Genomic DNA, 19388 nt, shown 5'->3' on the forward strand with positions numbered 1-19388 from the left:
TTGAAAAAATACGTTAATCGGTTGAAAAAACTCAATGACGATGTTGATCTTTTAGAAAAGTCATTGGTATATCTATATTTAAATGAAACAAACTTGCCTTATTCAAGTTCTAAGTTTTTATCAACATATTTAAGTGGAATAACTGAAGAAGCAACAAGGGAATTAAAGGAGTTTATCCAAAAGAATGAAATAACGCTTGACTTAGAGTTATTGGTTGAGACTTTTGAGGTTTTGTTACCAGGAGAGGAAAAAAAAGAAAATGGTATGGTTTATACACCTGCTGAGATCAAAAACTTTATTGTAGGTAGTTCAGTCAGTAGCAAGACCCCTCCTACAATTTGCGACCCAGCTTGTGGCTGCGGTTCTTTTTTATTTACTGCTGCCAAGTTCTTACATGATAAATATGGTCTCTCTTATAAGCTGATTTTTGCAGATTATCTCTATGGAGTGGATATAGCCGGGCATAGTATAGAAAAATCAAAAGTTTTGTTGACTTTACTGTCAGTAACTGAGGGAGAATTAGACGAGGTTGAAAATCATTTTAATTTAGTGGTCGGGAATTCTTTGAGTATCTCTTGGGATGCTACTTTTGGAAAGAAATTCGACCTAGTTATTGGGAATCCCCCATATGTAAGGTCGAAGAATATGAATGCAAAAGTAAGGGAATCTTTGCATTATTGGGAAACAGCTCGAGTAGGAAATGCTGATCTGTATATACCTTTTTATGAACTTGGGTTAAGTTTATTAACAGAAAAAGGTAAGTTAGGATACATTTCTATAAATACTTATTTAAAAAGTGTTAACGGCAGATTATTGAGAAGATTGTTAGTGGACGCAGGATATGAAACAAAAATAATTGACTTTAAAGAGGAACAAATGTTCAAAAAGGTAACGAGTTATACTTGTATTACAATAATTGACAAAGCTAAAATGAATAATAAGCTTTTATATGGGTTTTACAAAACTGGAACACCATTGTCTGAAGTAGAATTAATAGATAACGATTTTGAAAAATTGGATAAAAGCGGGAAAAATCCTTGGAATCTAGGCTATAAGAAAGATTTGTATGTGGTAGAAAAATTGGAAAATGCAGGGGTGAAACTAGGGTCGTATAAAATAAGAAACGGCTTAGCGACTTTAAAGAATAACATATACTTTTTTACTCCTTTGGAAGAAGATGAGAAATATTATTATCGTGAATATGAAGGAACTCTTTATAAGATTGAAAAAGCAATTTGTATTAATGTTGCAAAACCCAACACTATGAAGAATGAAGAAGAATTAGAACGTTTCATGGAAAAAGCGATCTTTCCGTATTATAAAGATGATAATGGAAAAATGATAGTATATTCTGAAGACGTTATGCAATCAGAATTTCCAGAAGCTTTATCGTTTCTGTTTGAAGTTCGTAGTATTCTTGATAATAGAGATAAGGGAAATGGGAAATATCCAGCGTGGTATGCATATGGAAGAACGCAAGGAATGAATAACTTTGGTATAAAACTATTGATGCCTTATATTACTGGGAGCCCAGTAGCTATATTATCTACAGATGAGGATGTATTGTTTTACTGTGGTTATGCGTTGTTTTCAGATGATATAAGTGAATTGAAATTTCTCAAGAAAATACTAGAATCGTCCTTATTTATGTTTTATATTAGAAAAACTAGTAAACCATATTCAAAAGGATACTGGTCGGTTGCAAAAAACTATTTGATTCAATTTTCCATTCCAGAATTTAGTGACAACGAGAAAAATGAATTACTAAAAATTGAGAATAAGGAACAGATAGATAGTATTCTTTGTAGTAAGTATAATATTAGTTTAGAGGACATAAATAATTAATATTAAAGACTGACGTAGCTCAGTCTTTTTTGGCATGTAAGAACATGTCATTTTAAGTCGATTGGGAGGAGTCTAACTTGCCAAACATAGGATTGTTTTGAACTTTTGGTAAAAACGCTTGCACTTTTGTTTTCTTTGTCCGGCTGAAACCACTATGCTATAGTCAAAGTGAATCTTGGAAAACATTTCATACGGTCTGATAGAGCCGTCAAAAAAACCAAGATTAATGATTCGAATCTAGTGGAAAAAATTTCAACGAAATCAATTGAAAAGGTGTGATACCATGTTTTATAAAGAAGAAGCCGAACGCAAATACACTAACAAGCTAATAGATGAAAAATCACCTTACTTGTTGCAACATGCCCATAATCCAGTGGACTGGTTTCCTTGGGGCACTGAAGCTTTCGACAAAGCCAAACGAGAGGGTAAGCCTGTATTAGTATCTATCGGTTATTCCTAGTGGAATTAATCTACATGTCATTGGTGTCATGTAATGGAGCGTGAAAGCTTCGAAGATGAAGAAACGGCAAAACTATTAAATGAGCATTTCGTAGCGATCAAAGTAGATCGGGAAGAACGACCTGATATCGATTCGATTTATATGAAAGTATGCCAGGGGTTAACAGGTCAAGGGGGCTGGCCGTTGAATGTCTTCGTAACTCCAGATCAGAAACCATTTTACGCAGGAACATATTTTCCTAATGAAAGTCGCTATAATATTCCTGGGTTTAAAGATGCCATTATGCAGCTCTCAGAACAATATGAAATGAATCCTGATAAGATTACTAGAATCGGTGATAAGATCACGCAGTCACTTCAGGAGCGCTTGAGGTCAGAAGGAACGGCTCTTACAGAGGAACCTCTTCATAAAGGCTTTGATCAAATGCAGAATATGTTCGATACCATTTTTGGTGGGTTTGGAACGACACCTAAATTTCCTTCGCCACACATGTTGATGTACTTGTTACGTTATGCTCGGACGTTTGATAATGAATTAGCTTCCACAATGGTAACGAGAACGCTCGATGGCATGGCGAACGGTGGGATCTATGATCATGTCGGGTATGGTTTCGCACGCTATTCCGTTGATCAGGAATGGCTCGTTCCACATTTCGAGAAGATGCTTTATGACAATGCGATGCTCGCGATCGTGTATACAGAAGGTTATCAAGTGACTGGGAACGAGCGGTATAAGGAAATCGCACAAAATGTCCTCGAGTATGTTAAAAGGGATATGACGTCACGTGAAGGTGCGTTCTACTCTGCTGAAGATGCTGATTCAGAAGGTGAAGAAGGTAAATTCTACGTTTGGTCAAAAGAGGAAGTCATCAACATCCTTGGAGAGGAAGTAGGAGAATTATATGCTCGGACGTACGATATCACTGAAGCAGGTAATTTTGAAGGGCGAAATATTCCGAATCTCATAAAGACAAATGTAGCAAAGCTAGCTAAGGAAACTGGATATACTGAAGAAGAATTTCGAGGAATTCTTAACGGTGCACGGGCTAAGCTGTTCGAAGAACGAAAGAAACGCATTCATCCACACAAAGATGATAAGATTTTGACAAGCTGGAACATGCTTATGATTTCTGCGTTTTCAAAAGCAGGCAAAGTATTTGGTAACGACGATTACAAGCAATGTGCTGTCCGTGCCTATTCGTTCATTGAGGAAAATCTGGTAGTACAGGATCGTCTAATGGCGAGATACAGGGATGGAGAGGTTAAATTCAAGGCTTTTCATGACGATTATGCATATGGACTATGGGCGCTTATTGAGCTATATGAAGCGACATATGACCCAAATCACCTTCAGAAAGCAAAGCGTCTAGCAGACGACATGTATCGTTTGTTTTGGGATGAAGAGAGCGGCGGTTTCTTCCTTTATGGGCATGATGCTGATAAATTGATCGCTCGACCTAAGGACGTGCATGACGGTGCATTACCATCTGGAAACAGTGTTGCTGCACTTCAACTTCTTCGGCTTTCGAAACTTACTGGTGAAACGGAGTATGAAGAGTGGGGGAATAAGATGCTTACAGCATTCGCGGGAGATGTGTCATCCTATCCAAGCGGTCATGCCTATTTCTTAATGAGCAAACTCTTTACCGTTTCTTCTCCGAAAGAAATTGTTGTGATTGGTGAATTAGCAGATAATCAGACAAAGAAGATCCAGAACTTTTTTCAGAGTTCATTTGCACCAGAGCTCACTGTTCTCATGACAGATGATCCATCTGAATTAAAAGAAACAGCAACATTCGCTTCAGAGTTTGAAAAACAAACTGAAACAGTGGTTTATTTATGTGAGAACTTCGCTTGTCGTATGCCAACCACGGATATCGATCAAATTATGAATAAACTGAAATAGAAAAAGCTACCGGGGGCACTCCTGGTAGCTTTTCTTGAGGTGGTATATAGATGGAAAAGATCATGAGAGCGCTTCGGCTAATAGAACAACAGAATAATGTGCGCATTTTGTATGCATGTGAAGCGGGAAGTCGTGCTTTTGGCTACGAGTCAGAACATAGTGACTTTGATGTGAGGTTCATATATGTGCACTCAAAAGAATGGTACCTTTCACTTTTTGATAAGAGTGATGTCATTGAAAGCTTTAACGAAGACATCGAACTACAGGGGTGGGACATTAAGAAAGCTCTTGGACTTTTAACAAAATCTAACCCTACAGTTATAGAATGGCTTCAATCGCCAATCATTTACAGAGAAAGTACTCAGTTTCTTCCTGTTCGTACTCTTGCTGCACAGATGATTCAGGTGAAACCGATACTGTTTCACTATGTTAAGTTGGGAAAAGGGAATATCATGCGTTACAGAGATACAGCAAAACAAAAGCACCTGGTGTATGCTCTGAAGTCTCTATTACTTGTGCAATGGATTTCTGTTAAAGAAAGTTTACCTGAAAAGAATCTCATCGCACTTTTGGAAACAGCAAACATACCTGAGGAAGTTAAAATGCATAGTTACGACCTTTTGAATCGAAAAGAAGTTCAGAATGACGAACTCGTTATGAATTATATTGAGACGGAGCTAGAGACTTATGAAAATAAAGCCAAAGATATACTGGATAAAAAAGGAATAGACAAAGAGAAGGCTGATGGTGTGTATCGTAAACTCATTGAAGACTGCTGAAGAGGTTTTCTAGGATGTTGAACCGAATGATGTGTGGAAAGAAGAGGCGCCATGCCTCTTTTTCTATTGCATATAGGTAGAATTGCAAACAGACATTCGCTACAATAGGCATAGAACATATGAGGTGAGAGCGATGAATCGAAAACAAACGTTAGAAACGTTAATACATGAATTAAAACAAGATGAAAACATAGCTCATTGGCATGAGATTGAACCAGAGCCTGCGAAGATGAGGGAGATGCCTGGTTCACTTGATCATAGAATTAAAAACGCCCTTGGTGAAAGAGGAATCGAAAAGCTCTATTCCCACCAGTATGATGCTTATAATGAAGTGCAAAACGGAAATAGTATTGTAGCTGTAACGCCAACAGCTTCTGGGAAAACGCTTTGTTATAATCTTCCGGTACTCCAGTCGATCGCTGAGAATGAGAATAGCCGTGCGCTCTATTTATTTCCAACTAAAGCTTTAGCACAAGATCAGCGAAGTGAACTCACAGAAATGATCGATGATATGGGCATCGATATTAAGAGCTACACCTATGACGGAGATACTGCCCCTAATATAAGACAAGTCGTGCGAAAAGCAGGTCATATCGTGATAACAAATCCAGATATGTTACACTCGGCTATCCTTCCACATCACACAAAGTGGGTTTCACTATTCGAGAATCTAAACTATATTGTGATCGATGAACTTCATACGTACAAAGGCGTGTTTGGAAGTCATGTCGCAAACGTAATTAGGCGTTTGAAGCGAATTTGTAATTTCTACGGAAGTGATCCCACCTTCGTATGCACGTCTGCCACAATTGCGAACCCGAAAGAGCTTGCAGAGCAATTGACTGAAAAGAGCATGTCACTTATCGAAAACAATGGTGCGCCAAGAGGTCGAAAACACTTTGTATTCTATAACCCCCCAATAGTGAATCAGCCACTAAATATTAGAAGAAGTGCTACAGTGGAAGTAAACCGCATCGCAAAGGATTTCTTGAAGAATAAGATTCAAACGATCGTTTTTGCGAAAAGTCGCGTTCGAGTTGAAATCATATTAAGTCACCTACAAGAACTCGTAAAAAAAGATATCGGACCTAAATCGATAAGAGGTTACCGTGGTGGCTATCTTCCAAAACAAAGAAGAGAAATTGAGCAGGGTCTCCGTAGTGGTGACATAATGGGCGTTGTAAGTACAAATGCACTTGAACTTGGCGTGGATATTGGACAGCTACAAGTCTGTGTGATGACTGGTTATCCAGGTAGTGTAGCAAGTACCTGGCAACAAGCCGGGAGAGCTGGTCGGAGAGAAAAAGAGTCGCTGATTGTGATGGTAGCTGGCTCCACCCCGATCGATCAGTATATTGTCCAGCACCCAGAATATTTCTTTGATAGACCGCCCGAATCAGCACGGATAAATCCGGATAACTTAGTGATCCTTGTTGATCACGTTAAATGTGCAGCTTATGAACTTCCATTTAAACAAGATGATCGATTTGGCTCAATGGAGATAGAGGAAATACTAGAGTATCTTGCTGAAGAGAATTTGTTGCACCATAGAGGCAATAAGTATTTTTGGATGAATGATTCGTTCCCTGCACATAACATCAGTCTCAGGTCTGCATCACAGGAAAATGTGGTCATTATAGATCAATCGAACGTGGCAGATCATATCGTGATTGGAGAAATGGACCGCTTTAGTGCCATGACTCTCCTACATGATGAAGCGATTTATTTACATCAAGGTATTCAATATCAAGTTGAGGAGTTAGATTGGGACGAAAAGAAGGCTTATGTGCGTCAAGTTGATGTTGAATATTTTACTGATGCGAACCTTGCAGTTAGTTTGAAAGTGTTAGAAGAAGACAAGCTTTCTGAGCACGATGCCACTACAGTTGGCTTCGGTGATGTTACAGTAAATGCAATGCCGACTATTTTTAAGAAAATCAAAATGAGTACGTTCGAAAATATCGGATCAGGGCCCATCCATTTACCTGAAGAAGAGCTGCACACAACTTCTACATGGGTTAGTTTGAAGGAAGATAAAGATCAGCTAGGAACAAAGACGATGGAACAAATTCTTTCTGGGATTTCGAATGTCATCAAACATGTCGTTCCTGTACTCGTTATGTGCGATCAAAACGATGTGCACGTCGTCCCGCAAATCAAAGCGACACATAATAATCTACCAACGATCTTTCTTTATGATCGTTATCCTGGTGGTATTGGTCTTTCAGATGAACTGTATAAACGATTTGAAGAATTGGTAAGGTCAGCAGAGAATCTTATCCGGAACTGTCCTTGTGTGGATGGTTGCCCTGCATGTATTGGAACTGAGCATGAGGCGAGTAATGCAAAAGAAATGAGTATGAAATTATTAAGAAGAATGATTGAAGAGTGATGGTTCTGGTGCGGAGTACCCGTGTTTAGCGGCAAAGACCACTCTTTTCTTCTCTTAAATAGGTAAGAGGTGAACGTGTAGATGTCACTTAAAGCAAAGCTAAACCGAATGAAAAACCATATAAATACTGACGAAAAGAAAGAAGAAACCAGGGTAAAAGAACCTAGTCTAACAGTTCCTCACCTTGAAAAATGGTCGAGTCTTGATGCAGTGCCTTTCTTCTTTGACGATGAGTATGCCATGATCAGAAAGAAAACATATCCTATGGAACATCAGCACGGTCGATATGTATTTAATGAACTTGAGCATGTCATCGAGCGGTGGAACAATTTTCATAGAACTCATCCTCTTTCTTCCAAGAATTTAAATCCAAGTGATCTTTTGTTTTTTGATACTGAAACGACAGGTCTTGGTGGAGGGGTTGGGAACACGATCTTTCTCTTGGGGTACTGTCAGTATACGAATGAAGGTATTTCTGTGAATCAATATTTTCTGCCTGGTCCAGGTGCAGAGGTTCCGATGTATAAAGCCTTTCTTGATGATGTCCAGGACTTGAAGAACCTTGTGACTTATAATGGGAAAGCATTTGATTGGCCACAGGTGAAAACAAGGCACACGCTTATCCGTGAGCAAGTTCCTAACCTTCCCCAGTTCGGACACTTCGACCTTCTTCATGGAGCGCGAAGGTTTTGGAAAAATGATATGGAATCAGTTAGGCTTTCAAACGTCGAGGAACAAAAGCTTCAGTTTACTCGAAAAGAAGACACTCCGGGTTATTTAGCGCCCATGCTGTATTTTGAGTTTGTGAAAGACCCAGATCCTGACCTAATCTCAAGCGTCATGAAGCATAACGAAGAAGATATACTTTCACTGATCACTCTCTATATCCACTTATCTAATTTGCTACTAGACAACCGCGGGGACTATTTATCGGCTGGTGAACAGTTTCAGTCAGCGAGATGGTGGGAAGCGATCGGTGAAGAAGATCATGCAGCATCCCTCTATCAACTTTCAATCGATGGAAAATATGATCGAGAAGCCAAAAAAGCACTTGCCAAGATTTACAAAAAGCAAGGAGTTCTAACGAGAGCACTCTCAATATGGATAGAATTATCACAATCCACGAACGATGAAGAATGTGATATAGAGCTTGCTAAATATTACGAGCATAAAGAGAAAGACTATGAACAGGCGTTGTATTATGCTTTATTAGGCTATCAAAAATGGAAAAGCAAGAAACGGATCTTGAAAGATAAAGCTGAAGAGGAACGGATTCAATATATGAAACGAATTGAAAGATTAGAGCTGAGAGAAGCTCGTAGACGGTAGGAGGTTATTATGCAGGACTTTTATGATGTATTAAAGAAGAAGGAACCTTTTCACTCGCTCAGCGATGAGGAAGTTGAGGAGCTAATCGCATCAGCACGTTTCTCCACCTACCATAAGGGACAATTCCTGTACCATGAAGATGAGGATGCAGATGCTCTCTATTTATTAGTGTCAGGTATTGCAAAAAATATTGTTCATAAATCGAACGGTCAGCAGGCAACGATGCGTTTCTATTATCCGGGGGATTTAATCGGACTCATGATCATGCTTACAGATGAAACGATGACGTTTTCTGTGCAAGCGAATGATGATTGTGAAGTGATCCGCATTAAGAAAGAAGTCATGCTTAAGATCATGACAGAGAATCCTGCGTTCTCTCACAATGTCCTCGATACGATAGGGGAACGGATGAGAAGTCTATATGATGAAATCAAGCAGGAGCGGGATCGTGAAACTGAAGGGGAAAACATCGCACTATATCGTACTAGAGTGAGCTCGATTATGGATTCAAAAGTAACGATTCCACCGACCTATAGCGTACTAGAAACAGCGGAGTTATTTAGAACGAAAAACTATGACGGTGTAATCGTAAGCGAAGATCGAGAAAGTGTGATGGGGACAGTCACGCCGCTCGAATTATTCAATGCCTTTACTCACGGTGATTTTCAAGACCCTATTCATAAGTGGATGTATCAAAAGCCTAATTTGGTTGAGGAAGATGCGTTTAGTTATGAAGCACTGGCTTATTTGAAGTTTCATAAAGTCTCTCTACTACCAGTAGTGAAACGAGATAAGCTTGTAGGGATGGTTTCAGCAAAATCGTTTCTCGGCATTCAAGAATCTGCATATCTTGATCTTTCGTATAGGCTCTCGAGAGCGAAAGAGCTCCAAGAAATCGTGAGCCTTTCTCCCCCAAATCATAAAGAATTTCATTCGTTTATCGAAGATTTACTTAACGAAAATACGCTTGGATATGAAATCTGTGAGATGATGTCCAATTATAATGATGAGATCCATCGAAGAGTTATTCTCCTTGCTGAAAAAGAGATGCTCAAGGAAGGATATGGGAGACCGCCAGTAAATTATTGTTTTATCGTGATGGGAAGTGAAGGGAGAAAAGAGCAGGCCTTCAGTACCGATCAAGACAACGGCATGATTATCGATGACTATGAACATCTTGCTCATAAGAAAGAAATCGATGCTTATTTCAATAAGTTAACGATAAAAATCAATGAAAGATTGACCGAATGCGGTTTGCCAGAGTGTTCTGGCGGAATTATGGCGAAAAATTCAAAGTGGAGAAGATCACTTTCGGATTGGAAAAAAGAGGTAAATAGATGGGTTGCAGAAACGGATGCGGAGGAAATCCGTAATTTTACGATCTTTATGGACTTTAGACCAGTCTATGGTGATTTTGACTTATCAAGAAGTTTACGCCGTTCCATAACGGACAGGATTAGAAAGGCTCATACTCTCCAGATGTTGCTGATGAAAGATACGATTCGCTTTCGTGTACCGCTTAACCCAATCGGAAAGCTGCAGCTTCGTGGGAAAGAAAAAACCCTTGATTTGAAAAAGTCCGCGATCATGCAAATTGTAAACGGTATTCGAATTTTTGCTATGAAATATGGTGTGGAAGAAGTTAATACGATAAAGCGGCTAAATGAGTTAAAGCGTAAGGAAATTTTTCACCATCGTGATGTGATCAATATTGAGACAGCTCTTCACTATTTATATAGTTTTCGTATCAGGCAAAACCTCTATCAGTTGAGTAGAGGTATTGAAATCTCAAACATCGTCAAGCCTCAAGAATGGGATAAAGAAGAGAGAAGGAAAATGAGGGAAGCATTATTGGTTGCAAAACGTATGCAACAAGTAAGTGAACTAAGCTTCCGTAGAAACCGGAGTATTTAGCTATGCCTTCAATAGGATACAAACTATTACGATATATGTTATTTGATCGACGAAAATGGAAAAAGAAAATGAAAAAAGAAATTGACTCTCCTGTTTATAAACGCCTTCAAGATCAGATACCTCGCCATCAGTCTGAGAGTCTGCGTTATTTCACTGTATTTGATTTGGAGACTACCGGATTTTATCCAGCAATCGGAGATGAAGTCATTTCTATCGGAGCGGTGAAAATTGATCTAGTAGAAGGTTGCATCTTAGACGATTCATTTTATCGGATCGTCCGTCCATTGAATAAAGTGCCGAGATTTGTTAGGCAGTTAACAGGATTATCAATTGGAGAAATAAGAGCTGGATGGTCTTTCCTAGAAGCGATGGAAGAATTCATTTCCTTTAGTGAAGGCACAACTCTTATTGCTCATCCAGTGAAATTCGATGTGTATGTATTGCAATCTCTCGTTCAGAAATGGGACCTACCTGATTATTTGCCACCCTATTTAGATTCGGAAGCTTTAGCAAAAGAAGTATTTCCTTCAGGTAATCCCCAGCTCGATTCATTGATACGAAAATTGAATATTGAACGTCATGAGAGGCATCATGCATTGAATGACGCGAAGATGACTGCGGAATTGTGCTTGAAGCTATTTAATAGGTTAGATGTCGAGAATTCACTAGAAGAGGAAATAATACAACGAATACAGCGAGAAAACCTGATTTTTGGCAGGAAATAATGAAGCAGGTAAATCATTTCCCGGGCAAGCGCATAATAATGTTCATTTCGACGTAATTTATGCAAAAAGTTGTCATTTCTGCGTTTACAATTGTCGTATCTTGTTGTAACTTTGAATAGGAAAAAACATTCTGCGAATTAACACGATTCAGTAATAACGTAATGGAGAGATGGAAAGTGAAACAGGTCATCATGGTGTTGTTTTTTTTAGTGATTGCATTAACAGTAGTTGTTATGAGTGAAATTAGCGAGTCTGCTCAGTTGTATGACGATTCCGAGATCGTCCAACAAAAATAGGCTCAATCTTAGCGATTCAAACGGGAAATAAGGACAAACACACAGTACATGTACGCTTGCGCTTACATAAATTAGTAGGGAAATCTTTATTCTAGAAGGGGGAACCTACTAAATGTTTAGACGTAATGATCACATGGGTCCAAACGGTAACATGCCTAATCAGGTAAGTCCAGCGATGCAAGGTCCGAACGCAAACATGCCTAATCAGGTAAGTCCAGCAATGCAGGGTCCGAATGCAAATATGCCGAATCAAGTGAGTCCAGCGATGCAAGGCCCGAATGCAAACATGCCACATCAAGTCAGTCCTGCTATGAAAGGTGGAAATGGCTACGTAAGTCCAGCCAATCAAGGTCCTTGTCCTACAGGTCCATTTGTCTACCCAACAAAGCAATGTGTAAAGAACTATTGCTACAAGCATCAGGTAGAACACATTCATCCAACACACATCAAGAATGTTCATCATCATATGTATGAGCACAACCATGTGTACCCACTAACACAGTCTGAAGAAGTATTAGCATCACATCAAAATAACTATCCACCTCCAAGCCCAACAGGCGCAATGCCAACAGGAATGGGTGGAGATCCATCGCAAGTGGCAGGAGCAATGCAAGGTCCTGGTGGACCTGGCCAATTCGGCGGTCCTGCACAAAAAAGAAGAAGATAATCTAAAAAAACGAACTGGCTCCCAGTTCGTTTTTTAATAGGAGTTGAAATAATGGCGAAAGTACTGCTCGTAACAGGGTATAAAGCTCATGAAATAGGCATCTTTAACGATGATCATCCTGGGTTACACATTATTAAGACTGCTCTCAGAACACGAATATCCCAACTGATTGAAGACATGCAGTTTGAATGGATTTTAATTAGTGGACAAACAGGGATCGAACTATGGGCAGGCGAAGTAGCCCTCGATTTACGGGAAGAATTTCCGGAACTTAAGTTAGCTGTTTTAACGCCTTTCTTGGACCAAGAGAAGAAATGGAAAGAATCATCTCAGGAATATTATCACATGATACTATCAGAAGCAGATTTTGTGGAAACGATAACGAATAGACCTTATGAGAATCCGGGGCAACTGAAGGCTAAAAACGAATTCTTAGTTAAGAAAAGCGATGCAATGCTGATTCTTTATGACGAAGATACGCCTGGATCTCCTGATTATTATTTAAAAGAAGCGGACAACAGAAATAAACACCAAAGTGGCTACGAAGTGTATACGATAACCCCTATTGATCTCGATTTGCTTCAGCAGGACATGCAAGAAAGCGATCCGGATTTTTACAGTCAGTAAACATTCCAATTGACAAGTTGAGCGACTTTTGGAAGAATAAAATAAAGACAAAAACTGTGTACATACTGAGGTGATATTATGGCAGAGCAGCAATCGTTACAATTAACAGCTAAAGATATTCTTGAAAAAGATTTTAAAAGTGGCTTTCGTGGATATGATCAAGATGATGTAGACAAATTTTTAGATGTGGTAATTAAGGATTATGAGAACTTCGAAAATGAAATCGATCAGCTTCGTCAGGAGAACACGCGTTTAAGAAGAGAAATGGACCGTATGTCTGAACAACAAAAGCGTCAGCAAACACGATCTCAAACGCAACCTGGAAATACGAATTATGATATTTTGAAGCGTCTATCGAACTTAGAAAAGCACGTGTTCGGAAGTAAATTATATGAATAAACCGCCAAATAGAGGTGGTTTTTTTCATTTACTCTAATTAAATTTCACATACCGTATTTATAATATAAGAAACACCTCAACACTTTTACAAACAGTTTCTTGCATAACCCTAATAATTAAGCTATAATAAAGTTTGCTGTCCTAATAAAGATAACGTTCGGGTAGTCGCTGTATAAGTTTATTCTTATATAGAGGAAAGTCCATGCTCGCACGATCTGAGATGATCGTAGTGTTCGTGCCTGATGAAACAATAAGTTAGGGTAGTCCTTTTGGGCTAACGGCGGGGAAATGGCCTAAGTCTTCCGAGATATGGCCTGAATACTCTGAAAGTGCCACAGTGACGAAGTCTTAATGGAAACATTAAGAGTGGAACGAGGTAAACCCCACGAGCGAGAAACCCAAATTATGGTAGGGGAGCTTTCTTGAAGGAATTTAACGGATAGAAAGCCAGGCGGAGGACGCGTCTGGAGATAGATGATTACCACCTGAGTGCGAGGGGAGACCCGTTTGCAGTACAATGGAACAGAACATGGCTTACAGAACGTTATCTACTTAGAAAAGCCCGTAATAGGGCTTTTTTGCATGTTTAGAGGAATTCCTGTATGATTAAGTCGAAAAAATGAACGGTGAACAATCCTATTAAGATGTAGTCATACGATCGGAGTTGAAGAGAATGGCAAAATATGAATTAATCGCAACAGCTACTATGGGACTTGAATCTCTTGTAGGGCGAGAAGTAAAAGATCTAGGTTTTGAGAACGTAAGAATTGATAATGGAAAAGTTACATATGAAAGTGATGAACTCGGAATTTGTAGATCAAACTATTGGTTGCGAACTGCTGATCGAGTGAAGCTGAAGGTAGGCGAATTCAAAGTAACGACCTTTGACGAACTATTTGAAGCAACAAAAGCACTTCCTTGGGGCGAGCTCTTGCCTGAAAATGCTGAGTTTCCTGTTTCTGGTAAATCTGTGAAATCAACATTATATAGTGTTCCAGATTGTCAGGCAATCGTGAAAAAAGCAATTGTTGAAAGTATGAAAGAAAAATACAATGTGTCCTGGTTTGATGAAGATGGCCCACTATTTAAGATTGAAGTGGCGATTCATAAGGATACTGCGACCCTTACAATTGATACAAGCGGTAAAGGGTTGCATAGAAGAGGGTACCGTTACTTACACAGTGCAGCACCATTAAAAGAAACGATGGCAGCAGCAATGGTTATGCTCACAAATTGGAACGCCGATAAGCCATTTATCGATCCGTTCTGTGGGTCAGGTACACTTCCAATCGAAGCAGCTATGATCGGTCAGAACATAGCGCCAGGATTTAACAGAGAATTTGCATCTGAAGACTGGGCTTGGATTGGGAAGAAGAGATGGGAAGAAGCGATGATCGAAACAGAGGATCTCGCAAAATATGACCAGCCTCTTCATATCTTTGGTAGTGATCTTGATCCGAAGATGGTTGAGCTTTCTAAGAACAATGCTTTAGAAGCTGGGTTCGGTGATATGCTACAGTTTAAACAAATGCAGGTTTCTGATGTTAGCTCTAAAATGGAATACGGTTGCTTAATTGGTAATCCGCCATACGGAGAGCGACTTGGTGACCGTGAGGAAGTTGAACAGATGTACAAAGACATGGGACGAGCATTTCGTAATCGTCTTGATACATGGTCGATATACGTCTTAACCTCTCACCCGAGGTTCGAAGAGCTTTACGGAAAGAAATCTTCAAAGAATCGTAAGCTTTACAATGGTGATATCAAAACACATTATTATCAGTTCTTTGGTCCGAGACCACCAAAAGTTTAAATAACGAAAGCCCCCAAGTGCTTAAGCACTTGGGGGCTTTTATCTATTATACTTTTTCAACGATATATGCGCGTTTATCTCGAAAATATTTCTCGCCGTCTTCTGAGGAATGTTCAAAGAAACCTTCTAATTCATTCACTACTTTATACTCTCGTTCCGGCTCGGAAAATAGTTGTGATGCATTACTTGCGAGTAAAACAACATCTGTCGTAGATACGAAACTATCGAGTTCCTTAGCAGTATAATGTTCTCCTGGTTTAAGTGTGTTGATACGGTGTTGTCTCATAAATTATTCCTCCTTACTAGAATTGCATTCTAATATCCTCTACCCGCGAACAACCTGCATGTAAACGGATAAATATGGATAAATTTAAAGAGGCACACTTTTAGGAGGAGAATATGAAGAGAACTGGACTCGTTGTTTTTGTATTGATCATGGTAGGAATGTTAATTACGAATCCATTGACAGAAGACTACGTAGAATGGGCAGCAGGTGAGTTGAAGAAGGACCAGAATAAATTAATTGAAATTGGAATAGATCTTGCGGTAGTTCCTTATCTCTCGGCTAAAACTGACCGTTCGAACTGGTATATCTTTTCCCTTTATCGTACACAAAGCTTTGACGGGTCGATTATTACCACGGTAGGTGTGATGAATCAATTTATAGTTATTTCTGGAAGTGATTTGTAGACGCCCCAACCATTTTCATGTATCCTTTCTATTGGTTGATGCAATAGAAAGGGGGATGTATGGATGGAGTTAAGCTTTTTTAGTTTTTTAATTCCCATCATAGTTGCTGTGTATCTTGCGATCGATGCACCAAAACATGGCAAGAACCCATGGCTATGGGGGATACTAGGATTCTTATTTACTTTACTTCCGCTTGGAATTTATTTGATTAAAACAAATCGAAAAGTTGCTGGGTGGATATTTGTAGTGTTATCGATTCTTTCAATTATAGGAACTGTTGCACTTATAGGAATCATGATTGCCGTGATTTCAAGTGGAGCAGGTATGTAACTGGCTGTTTTAGACGGATGAGACTCGGGAATTAATTCTTCATTGGAATTAACAATGGAGGTAAGAGCATGAAATATTGTAAGCAATGTTGCGCATTATTAAATAGATCACATCGGGAATGTCCCTTATGTACGAGTGATCGTTTTACAAATCTTGAAATTTCATTACAGCATTAAAAACGACATGGGCTAGCCCATGTCGTTTTTGATGCTAATTTGTATACAGTTTATGGTAGGATAGTTATATAGAGGGTTAAGTTGTTTTTAGTTCTTTTTCAGAGTAGTATTCGGGTTTCTTGGCACCTTGGGCATGCAATTCCTTAAAGTAGCATTGATATTCATGCAATGAAATGTCGCCACGTAAGTAGTTCGCCTGAGCAAAATCTAGTAACTCGTCTGCAGAAGCTGGTTGCTTTCCTTTAACCTCTTCGAATGTACTGATCAGATCTTTAATAGACAATTTGAACCCCTCCTTGAACTATTTTCCTTACCAAAAGGATAACATGAGTTTTTCTAAATCAATTGTTTTTGAATTTTTTAACTTCCGACAAAACGTTACAAATTTACACGAGTATTGTCGAATGTAAGGTTGAATAATATTTTTGAAAGGGAGAGGAATAAAATGCAGGTTGATTTGAATCAAATCGAACAGGACTTTTTAAACTATACGAAGAAGATGACTGGGTTTAATGAAGCGATCGGATTAATGTATTGGGACTTAAGAACAGGTGCTCCGAAAAAGGGGACAGAGCAACGCTCAGAAGTCATCGGGATGATGTCGTCCGAGGTTTTCAACATGTCTGTTTCTAATGAAATGAAAGACTATCTCTCTCAACTTTCCGAAGAGAATGTAAAGAGTAAATTAGATGAGAAGACGAAGAAAATTGTCGAAGAATGCCAAAAAGAGTACGATCGAAATATCAAAATTCCGGCAGAGGAATATTCTGAGTACGTCATTTTGAGTTCAAAGGCAGAAAGCGTCTGGGAAGAAGCAAAAGAGAACAATGACTTTGAACGTTTTCGTCCCTATCTTGAAAAGTTAGTAGCCTTTAATCAAAAGTTTGTTGAGTACTGGGGTTACGAAGGAAATAAGTATAATACGCTTTTAGACTTATATGAACCTGGAGTAACGGTAGATATGATTGATCGAGTGTTTGGTCAACTTCGTGAACATATCGTCCCCCTTGTGAAAAAGGTAGTTGAATCGAGTGACAAACCAAAGACCGACTTCTTGTTTGAGCATTTTCCAGAAGATAAGCAGCAGGCATTTAGTTTGGAAATACTGAAAAAAATGGGCTATGACTTTGATGCTGGCCGCCTTGATAAAACTGTTCATCCATTCGCCACAGGGTTAAATCCTGGAGATGTTCGCGTAACTACAAAGTATGATGAAGGTGATTTCCGTACAGCTGTATTTGGAACGGTTCATGAAGGTGGACATGCCTTGTATGAGCAAAACATTTCTACAGATTTGATTGGTACGCCACTTTGTTCTGGAACGTCTATGGGCATTCATGAGTCTCAGTCACTTTTCTGGGAAAATTTCGTAGGTCGCCATAAGTCTTTCTGGAAAGATAATTATGAGACGTTAAAGCAATATTCCACTGGTCAATTCGACGATGTCAGCTTGGACGATTACTACCGTGCGATTAATGTTGCTGGTCCTTCTCTTATCAGAATCGAAGCTGATGAAATGACATATGCTCTTCATATTATGGTTCGCTATGAAATTGAAAAAGGGTTAATTAATGGGGAGATAGAAGTGAAAGATCTCCCGTCGATATGGAATGAGAAGATGGAGGAGTATCTTGGTATAACGCCAGACAGCGATGCAAATGGTGTGCTTCAAGATGTTCACTGGTCAGGTGGAGCGTTTGGGTATTTTCCTTCCTATGCGCTAGGCTATATCTATGCTGCGCAAATTAAACATGCGATCGTAAAAGACCTTCCTCATTTCGACGAGTTATTAGAAGAAGGGAACCTCTTACCGATAAAAGAGTGGCTTACTGAAAATATTCATCAATATGGGAAGATGAAGAAGCCAGTTGAAATCATTAAAGATATTACTGGCGAAGGGCTTAATGCGACGTATTTAATCGAGTATTTAGAAAATAAGTACTCGGAAGTTTATAACCTGAATTCCTAAGTGAGATACCCTAACAAGGGAAATTCAGAGTTCCTTATTCGCTTCACAACCTATAAATGAAAGTAAGAATGTCCTGTGAATTGAAACAGGGCATTTTCTTTAATATCAACGTTTCCATTGTTTAATAGCGCAAATGATAGTTTAAATGACATATTTTAATTAGTGGACAAAGGTAATGTGAAAGCTGAGATGCTTATAATAACGTACTCAGGTTGTGATGTCCTTTGTCCTTTGCTCTCTCTTCTTAGTGATGAGATATGGATAGAGGTTGAAAGCTGTTATTTTGTTTAAGGGCAGGATTGTGGAATAAAAACTGGTTAGAAAAAGTAAAAATAGCCATCTCTTTGATGGCTATTTTAATGAATTTGCAATATCAACAAGCATATCAGGAGATACTTTTTCAGGACTTGCACTATCTAAACTCAATCTATATTGCCAGCCTTCATCTTCAAAAAATAAAACGATAAATCTTCCTAGTTTTTTGTTACTTAATAAAGCACTTGTCCCATCTTTTAATGGAATTGTCCTATCAATTAGGTTAGGATTTAAAGTTAGCTTATATCTGGATGGTTTAATTGAAATTATATAATGATTTTTTGTTGCATCTTTATTAATATACGTGATCTCTAATTCGTCATTAATATCCCCCTCTAAATCATCAAATCGACCGAAAATATGCGTAAACCTGATAGGGGGGAATTGTACAGGTAATTCGATTTTTTTTCGATAAAACTTTTCAGCATCGTCAACAGCCTTATGCACTTCTTTAAAACCAATATCATATAAGGAATTTTCAAATTGTTCATTAGTATAATTTGCTTCAACATCTATGGCTGTTAATTGTAACCAAAAAGATGTTAATAAAGAGAATACTACAAACGTTTTAATATCGTACACGCCCCTCTTAAAAGTTCTAGTGACGTTATTTTTCCCTAAGTGTTAATTGTTATTAATATTGAGCTAAGTGTTTACGCTATTCTTCAACGGGGACATTTATTAAAGAAGGAGAAATGATCTTTGGTTATTCCTCTATCTCGGAGCGATTACTTTATAAAAAGTAAGCACTCTATGT

General features: G+C 38.7%; 16 protein-coding genes, 1 other RNA gene and 1 pseudogene. 15 read left to right on the plus strand and 3 right to left on the minus strand.

What is annotated here, in order from left to right:
* The 12 genes and pseudogenes from SJY16_RS09315 (at window position 1) to SJY16_RS09370 (ending at window position 15151) form a co-directional block, all read left to right on the plus strand.
* Window positions 1–1845: an HsdM family class I SAM-dependent methyltransferase gene (locus tag SJY16_RS09315; RefSeq protein ID WP_377888882.1), complete on the plus strand. Its 1845-nt coding sequence runs from the start codon at window positions 1–3 to the stop codon at window positions 1843–1845.
* A 283-nt stretch (window positions 1846–2128) separates the two neighbouring features.
* Window positions 2129–4210, plus strand: a pseudogene (locus SJY16_RS09320) (thioredoxin domain-containing protein).
* A gap of 50 nt (window positions 4211–4260) precedes the next feature.
* A complete protein-coding gene (locus SJY16_RS09325) occupies window positions 4261–4989 on the plus strand; it encodes a nucleotidyltransferase domain-containing protein (RefSeq protein WP_377888883.1) in 729 nt (242 codons plus the stop codon).
* Between the two features lie 133 nt (window positions 4990–5122).
* Window positions 5123–7381: a DEAD/DEAH box helicase gene (locus tag SJY16_RS09330; protein WP_377888884.1), complete on the plus strand. Its 2259-nt coding sequence runs from the start codon at window positions 5123–5125 to the stop codon at window positions 7379–7381.
* Window positions 7382–7462: 81 nt separating this feature from the next.
* Entirely contained in the window at window positions 7463–8710 is a 1248-nt protein-coding gene (locus tag SJY16_RS09335) for a ribonuclease H-like domain-containing protein (RefSeq protein WP_377888885.1), read from the plus strand.
* A 9-nt stretch (window positions 8711–8719) separates the two neighbouring features.
* On the plus strand, window positions 8720–10624 hold the full coding sequence (locus SJY16_RS09340; RefSeq protein WP_377888886.1) for a DUF294 nucleotidyltransferase-like domain-containing protein: 1905 nt from the start codon (window positions 8720–8722) through the stop codon (window positions 10622–10624).
* 2 nt (window positions 10625–10626) lie between these two features.
* Window positions 10627–11349 carry a 3'-5' exonuclease gene (locus tag SJY16_RS09345; protein ID WP_377888887.1) on the plus strand — a complete coding sequence of 241 codons (723 nt, stop codon included), beginning with the start codon at window positions 10627–10629 and terminating at the stop codon, window positions 11347–11349.
* Between the two features lie 408 nt (window positions 11350–11757).
* Window positions 11758–12312: a CotD family spore coat protein gene (locus SJY16_RS09350; RefSeq protein ID WP_377888888.1), complete on the plus strand. Its 555-nt coding sequence runs from the start codon at window positions 11758–11760 to the stop codon at window positions 12310–12312.
* A 51-nt stretch (window positions 12313–12363) separates the two neighbouring features.
* Window positions 12364–12939, plus strand: coding sequence for an SLOG family protein (locus tag SJY16_RS09355; protein WP_377888889.1), 576 nt, complete (start codon window positions 12364–12366; stop codon window positions 12937–12939).
* Window positions 12940–13017: 78 nt separating this feature from the next.
* The gene (gene gpsB / locus SJY16_RS09360; protein ID WP_377888890.1) at window positions 13018–13338 is read left to right on the plus strand and encodes a cell division regulator GpsB; all 321 of its coding nucleotides are present in this window, start codon (window positions 13018–13020) and stop codon (window positions 13336–13338) included.
* A 153-nt stretch (window positions 13339–13491) separates the two neighbouring features.
* Window positions 13492–13880: RNase P RNA component class B (gene rnpB, locus SJY16_RS09365), an RNA gene on the plus strand.
* A 131-nt stretch (window positions 13881–14011) separates the two neighbouring features.
* The gene (locus SJY16_RS09370) at window positions 14012–15151 is read left to right on the plus strand and encodes a THUMP domain-containing class I SAM-dependent RNA methyltransferase (protein WP_377888891.1); all 1140 of its coding nucleotides are present in this window, start codon (window positions 14012–14014) and stop codon (window positions 15149–15151) included.
* Window positions 15152–15197: 46 nt separating this feature from the next.
* On the opposite strand, the gene SJY16_RS09375 is transcribed toward SJY16_RS09370, so the two are convergent.
* On the minus strand, window positions 15198–15437 hold the full coding sequence (locus tag SJY16_RS09375; protein WP_377888892.1) for a hypothetical protein: 240 nt from the start codon (window positions 15435–15437) through the stop codon (window positions 15198–15200).
* 113 nt (window positions 15438–15550) lie between these two features.
* On the opposite strand from SJY16_RS09375, the gene SJY16_RS09380 reads away from it, so the two are divergent.
* On the plus strand, window positions 15551–15841 hold the full coding sequence (locus tag SJY16_RS09380) for a hypothetical protein (protein ID WP_377888893.1): 291 nt from the start codon (window positions 15551–15553) through the stop codon (window positions 15839–15841).
* A gap of 63 nt (window positions 15842–15904) precedes the next feature.
* Window positions 15905–16171 (plus strand): hypothetical protein, encoded by a 267-nt coding sequence (locus SJY16_RS09385; protein ID WP_377888894.1) that lies wholly within the window; start codon window positions 15905–15907, stop codon window positions 16169–16171.
* 252 nt (window positions 16172–16423) lie between these two features.
* On the opposite strand, the gene yppF is transcribed toward SJY16_RS09385, so the two are convergent.
* Window positions 16424–16630: a YppF family protein gene (gene yppF / locus SJY16_RS09390; RefSeq protein WP_377888895.1), complete on the minus strand. Its 207-nt coding sequence runs from the start codon at window positions 16628–16630 to the stop codon at window positions 16424–16426.
* Between the two features lie 162 nt (window positions 16631–16792).
* On the opposite strand from yppF, the gene SJY16_RS09395 reads away from it, so the two are divergent.
* Window positions 16793–18316 (plus strand): carboxypeptidase M32, encoded by a 1524-nt coding sequence (locus SJY16_RS09395; RefSeq protein ID WP_377888896.1) that lies wholly within the window; start codon window positions 16793–16795, stop codon window positions 18314–18316.
* A 351-nt stretch (window positions 18317–18667) separates the two neighbouring features.
* Here the strand turns inward: SJY16_RS09395 and SJY16_RS09400 are convergent, their stop codons facing one another.
* Window positions 18668–19213: a hypothetical protein gene (locus tag SJY16_RS09400; protein ID WP_377888897.1), complete on the minus strand. Its 546-nt coding sequence runs from the start codon at window positions 19211–19213 to the stop codon at window positions 18668–18670.
* Window positions 19214–19388 lie beyond the last annotated feature (175 nt).

This window comes from Alkalihalobacillus sp. R86527, from assembly GCF_042466185.1.
Lineage (GTDB): Bacteria > Bacillota > Bacilli > Bacillales > Guptibacillaceae > Guptibacillus.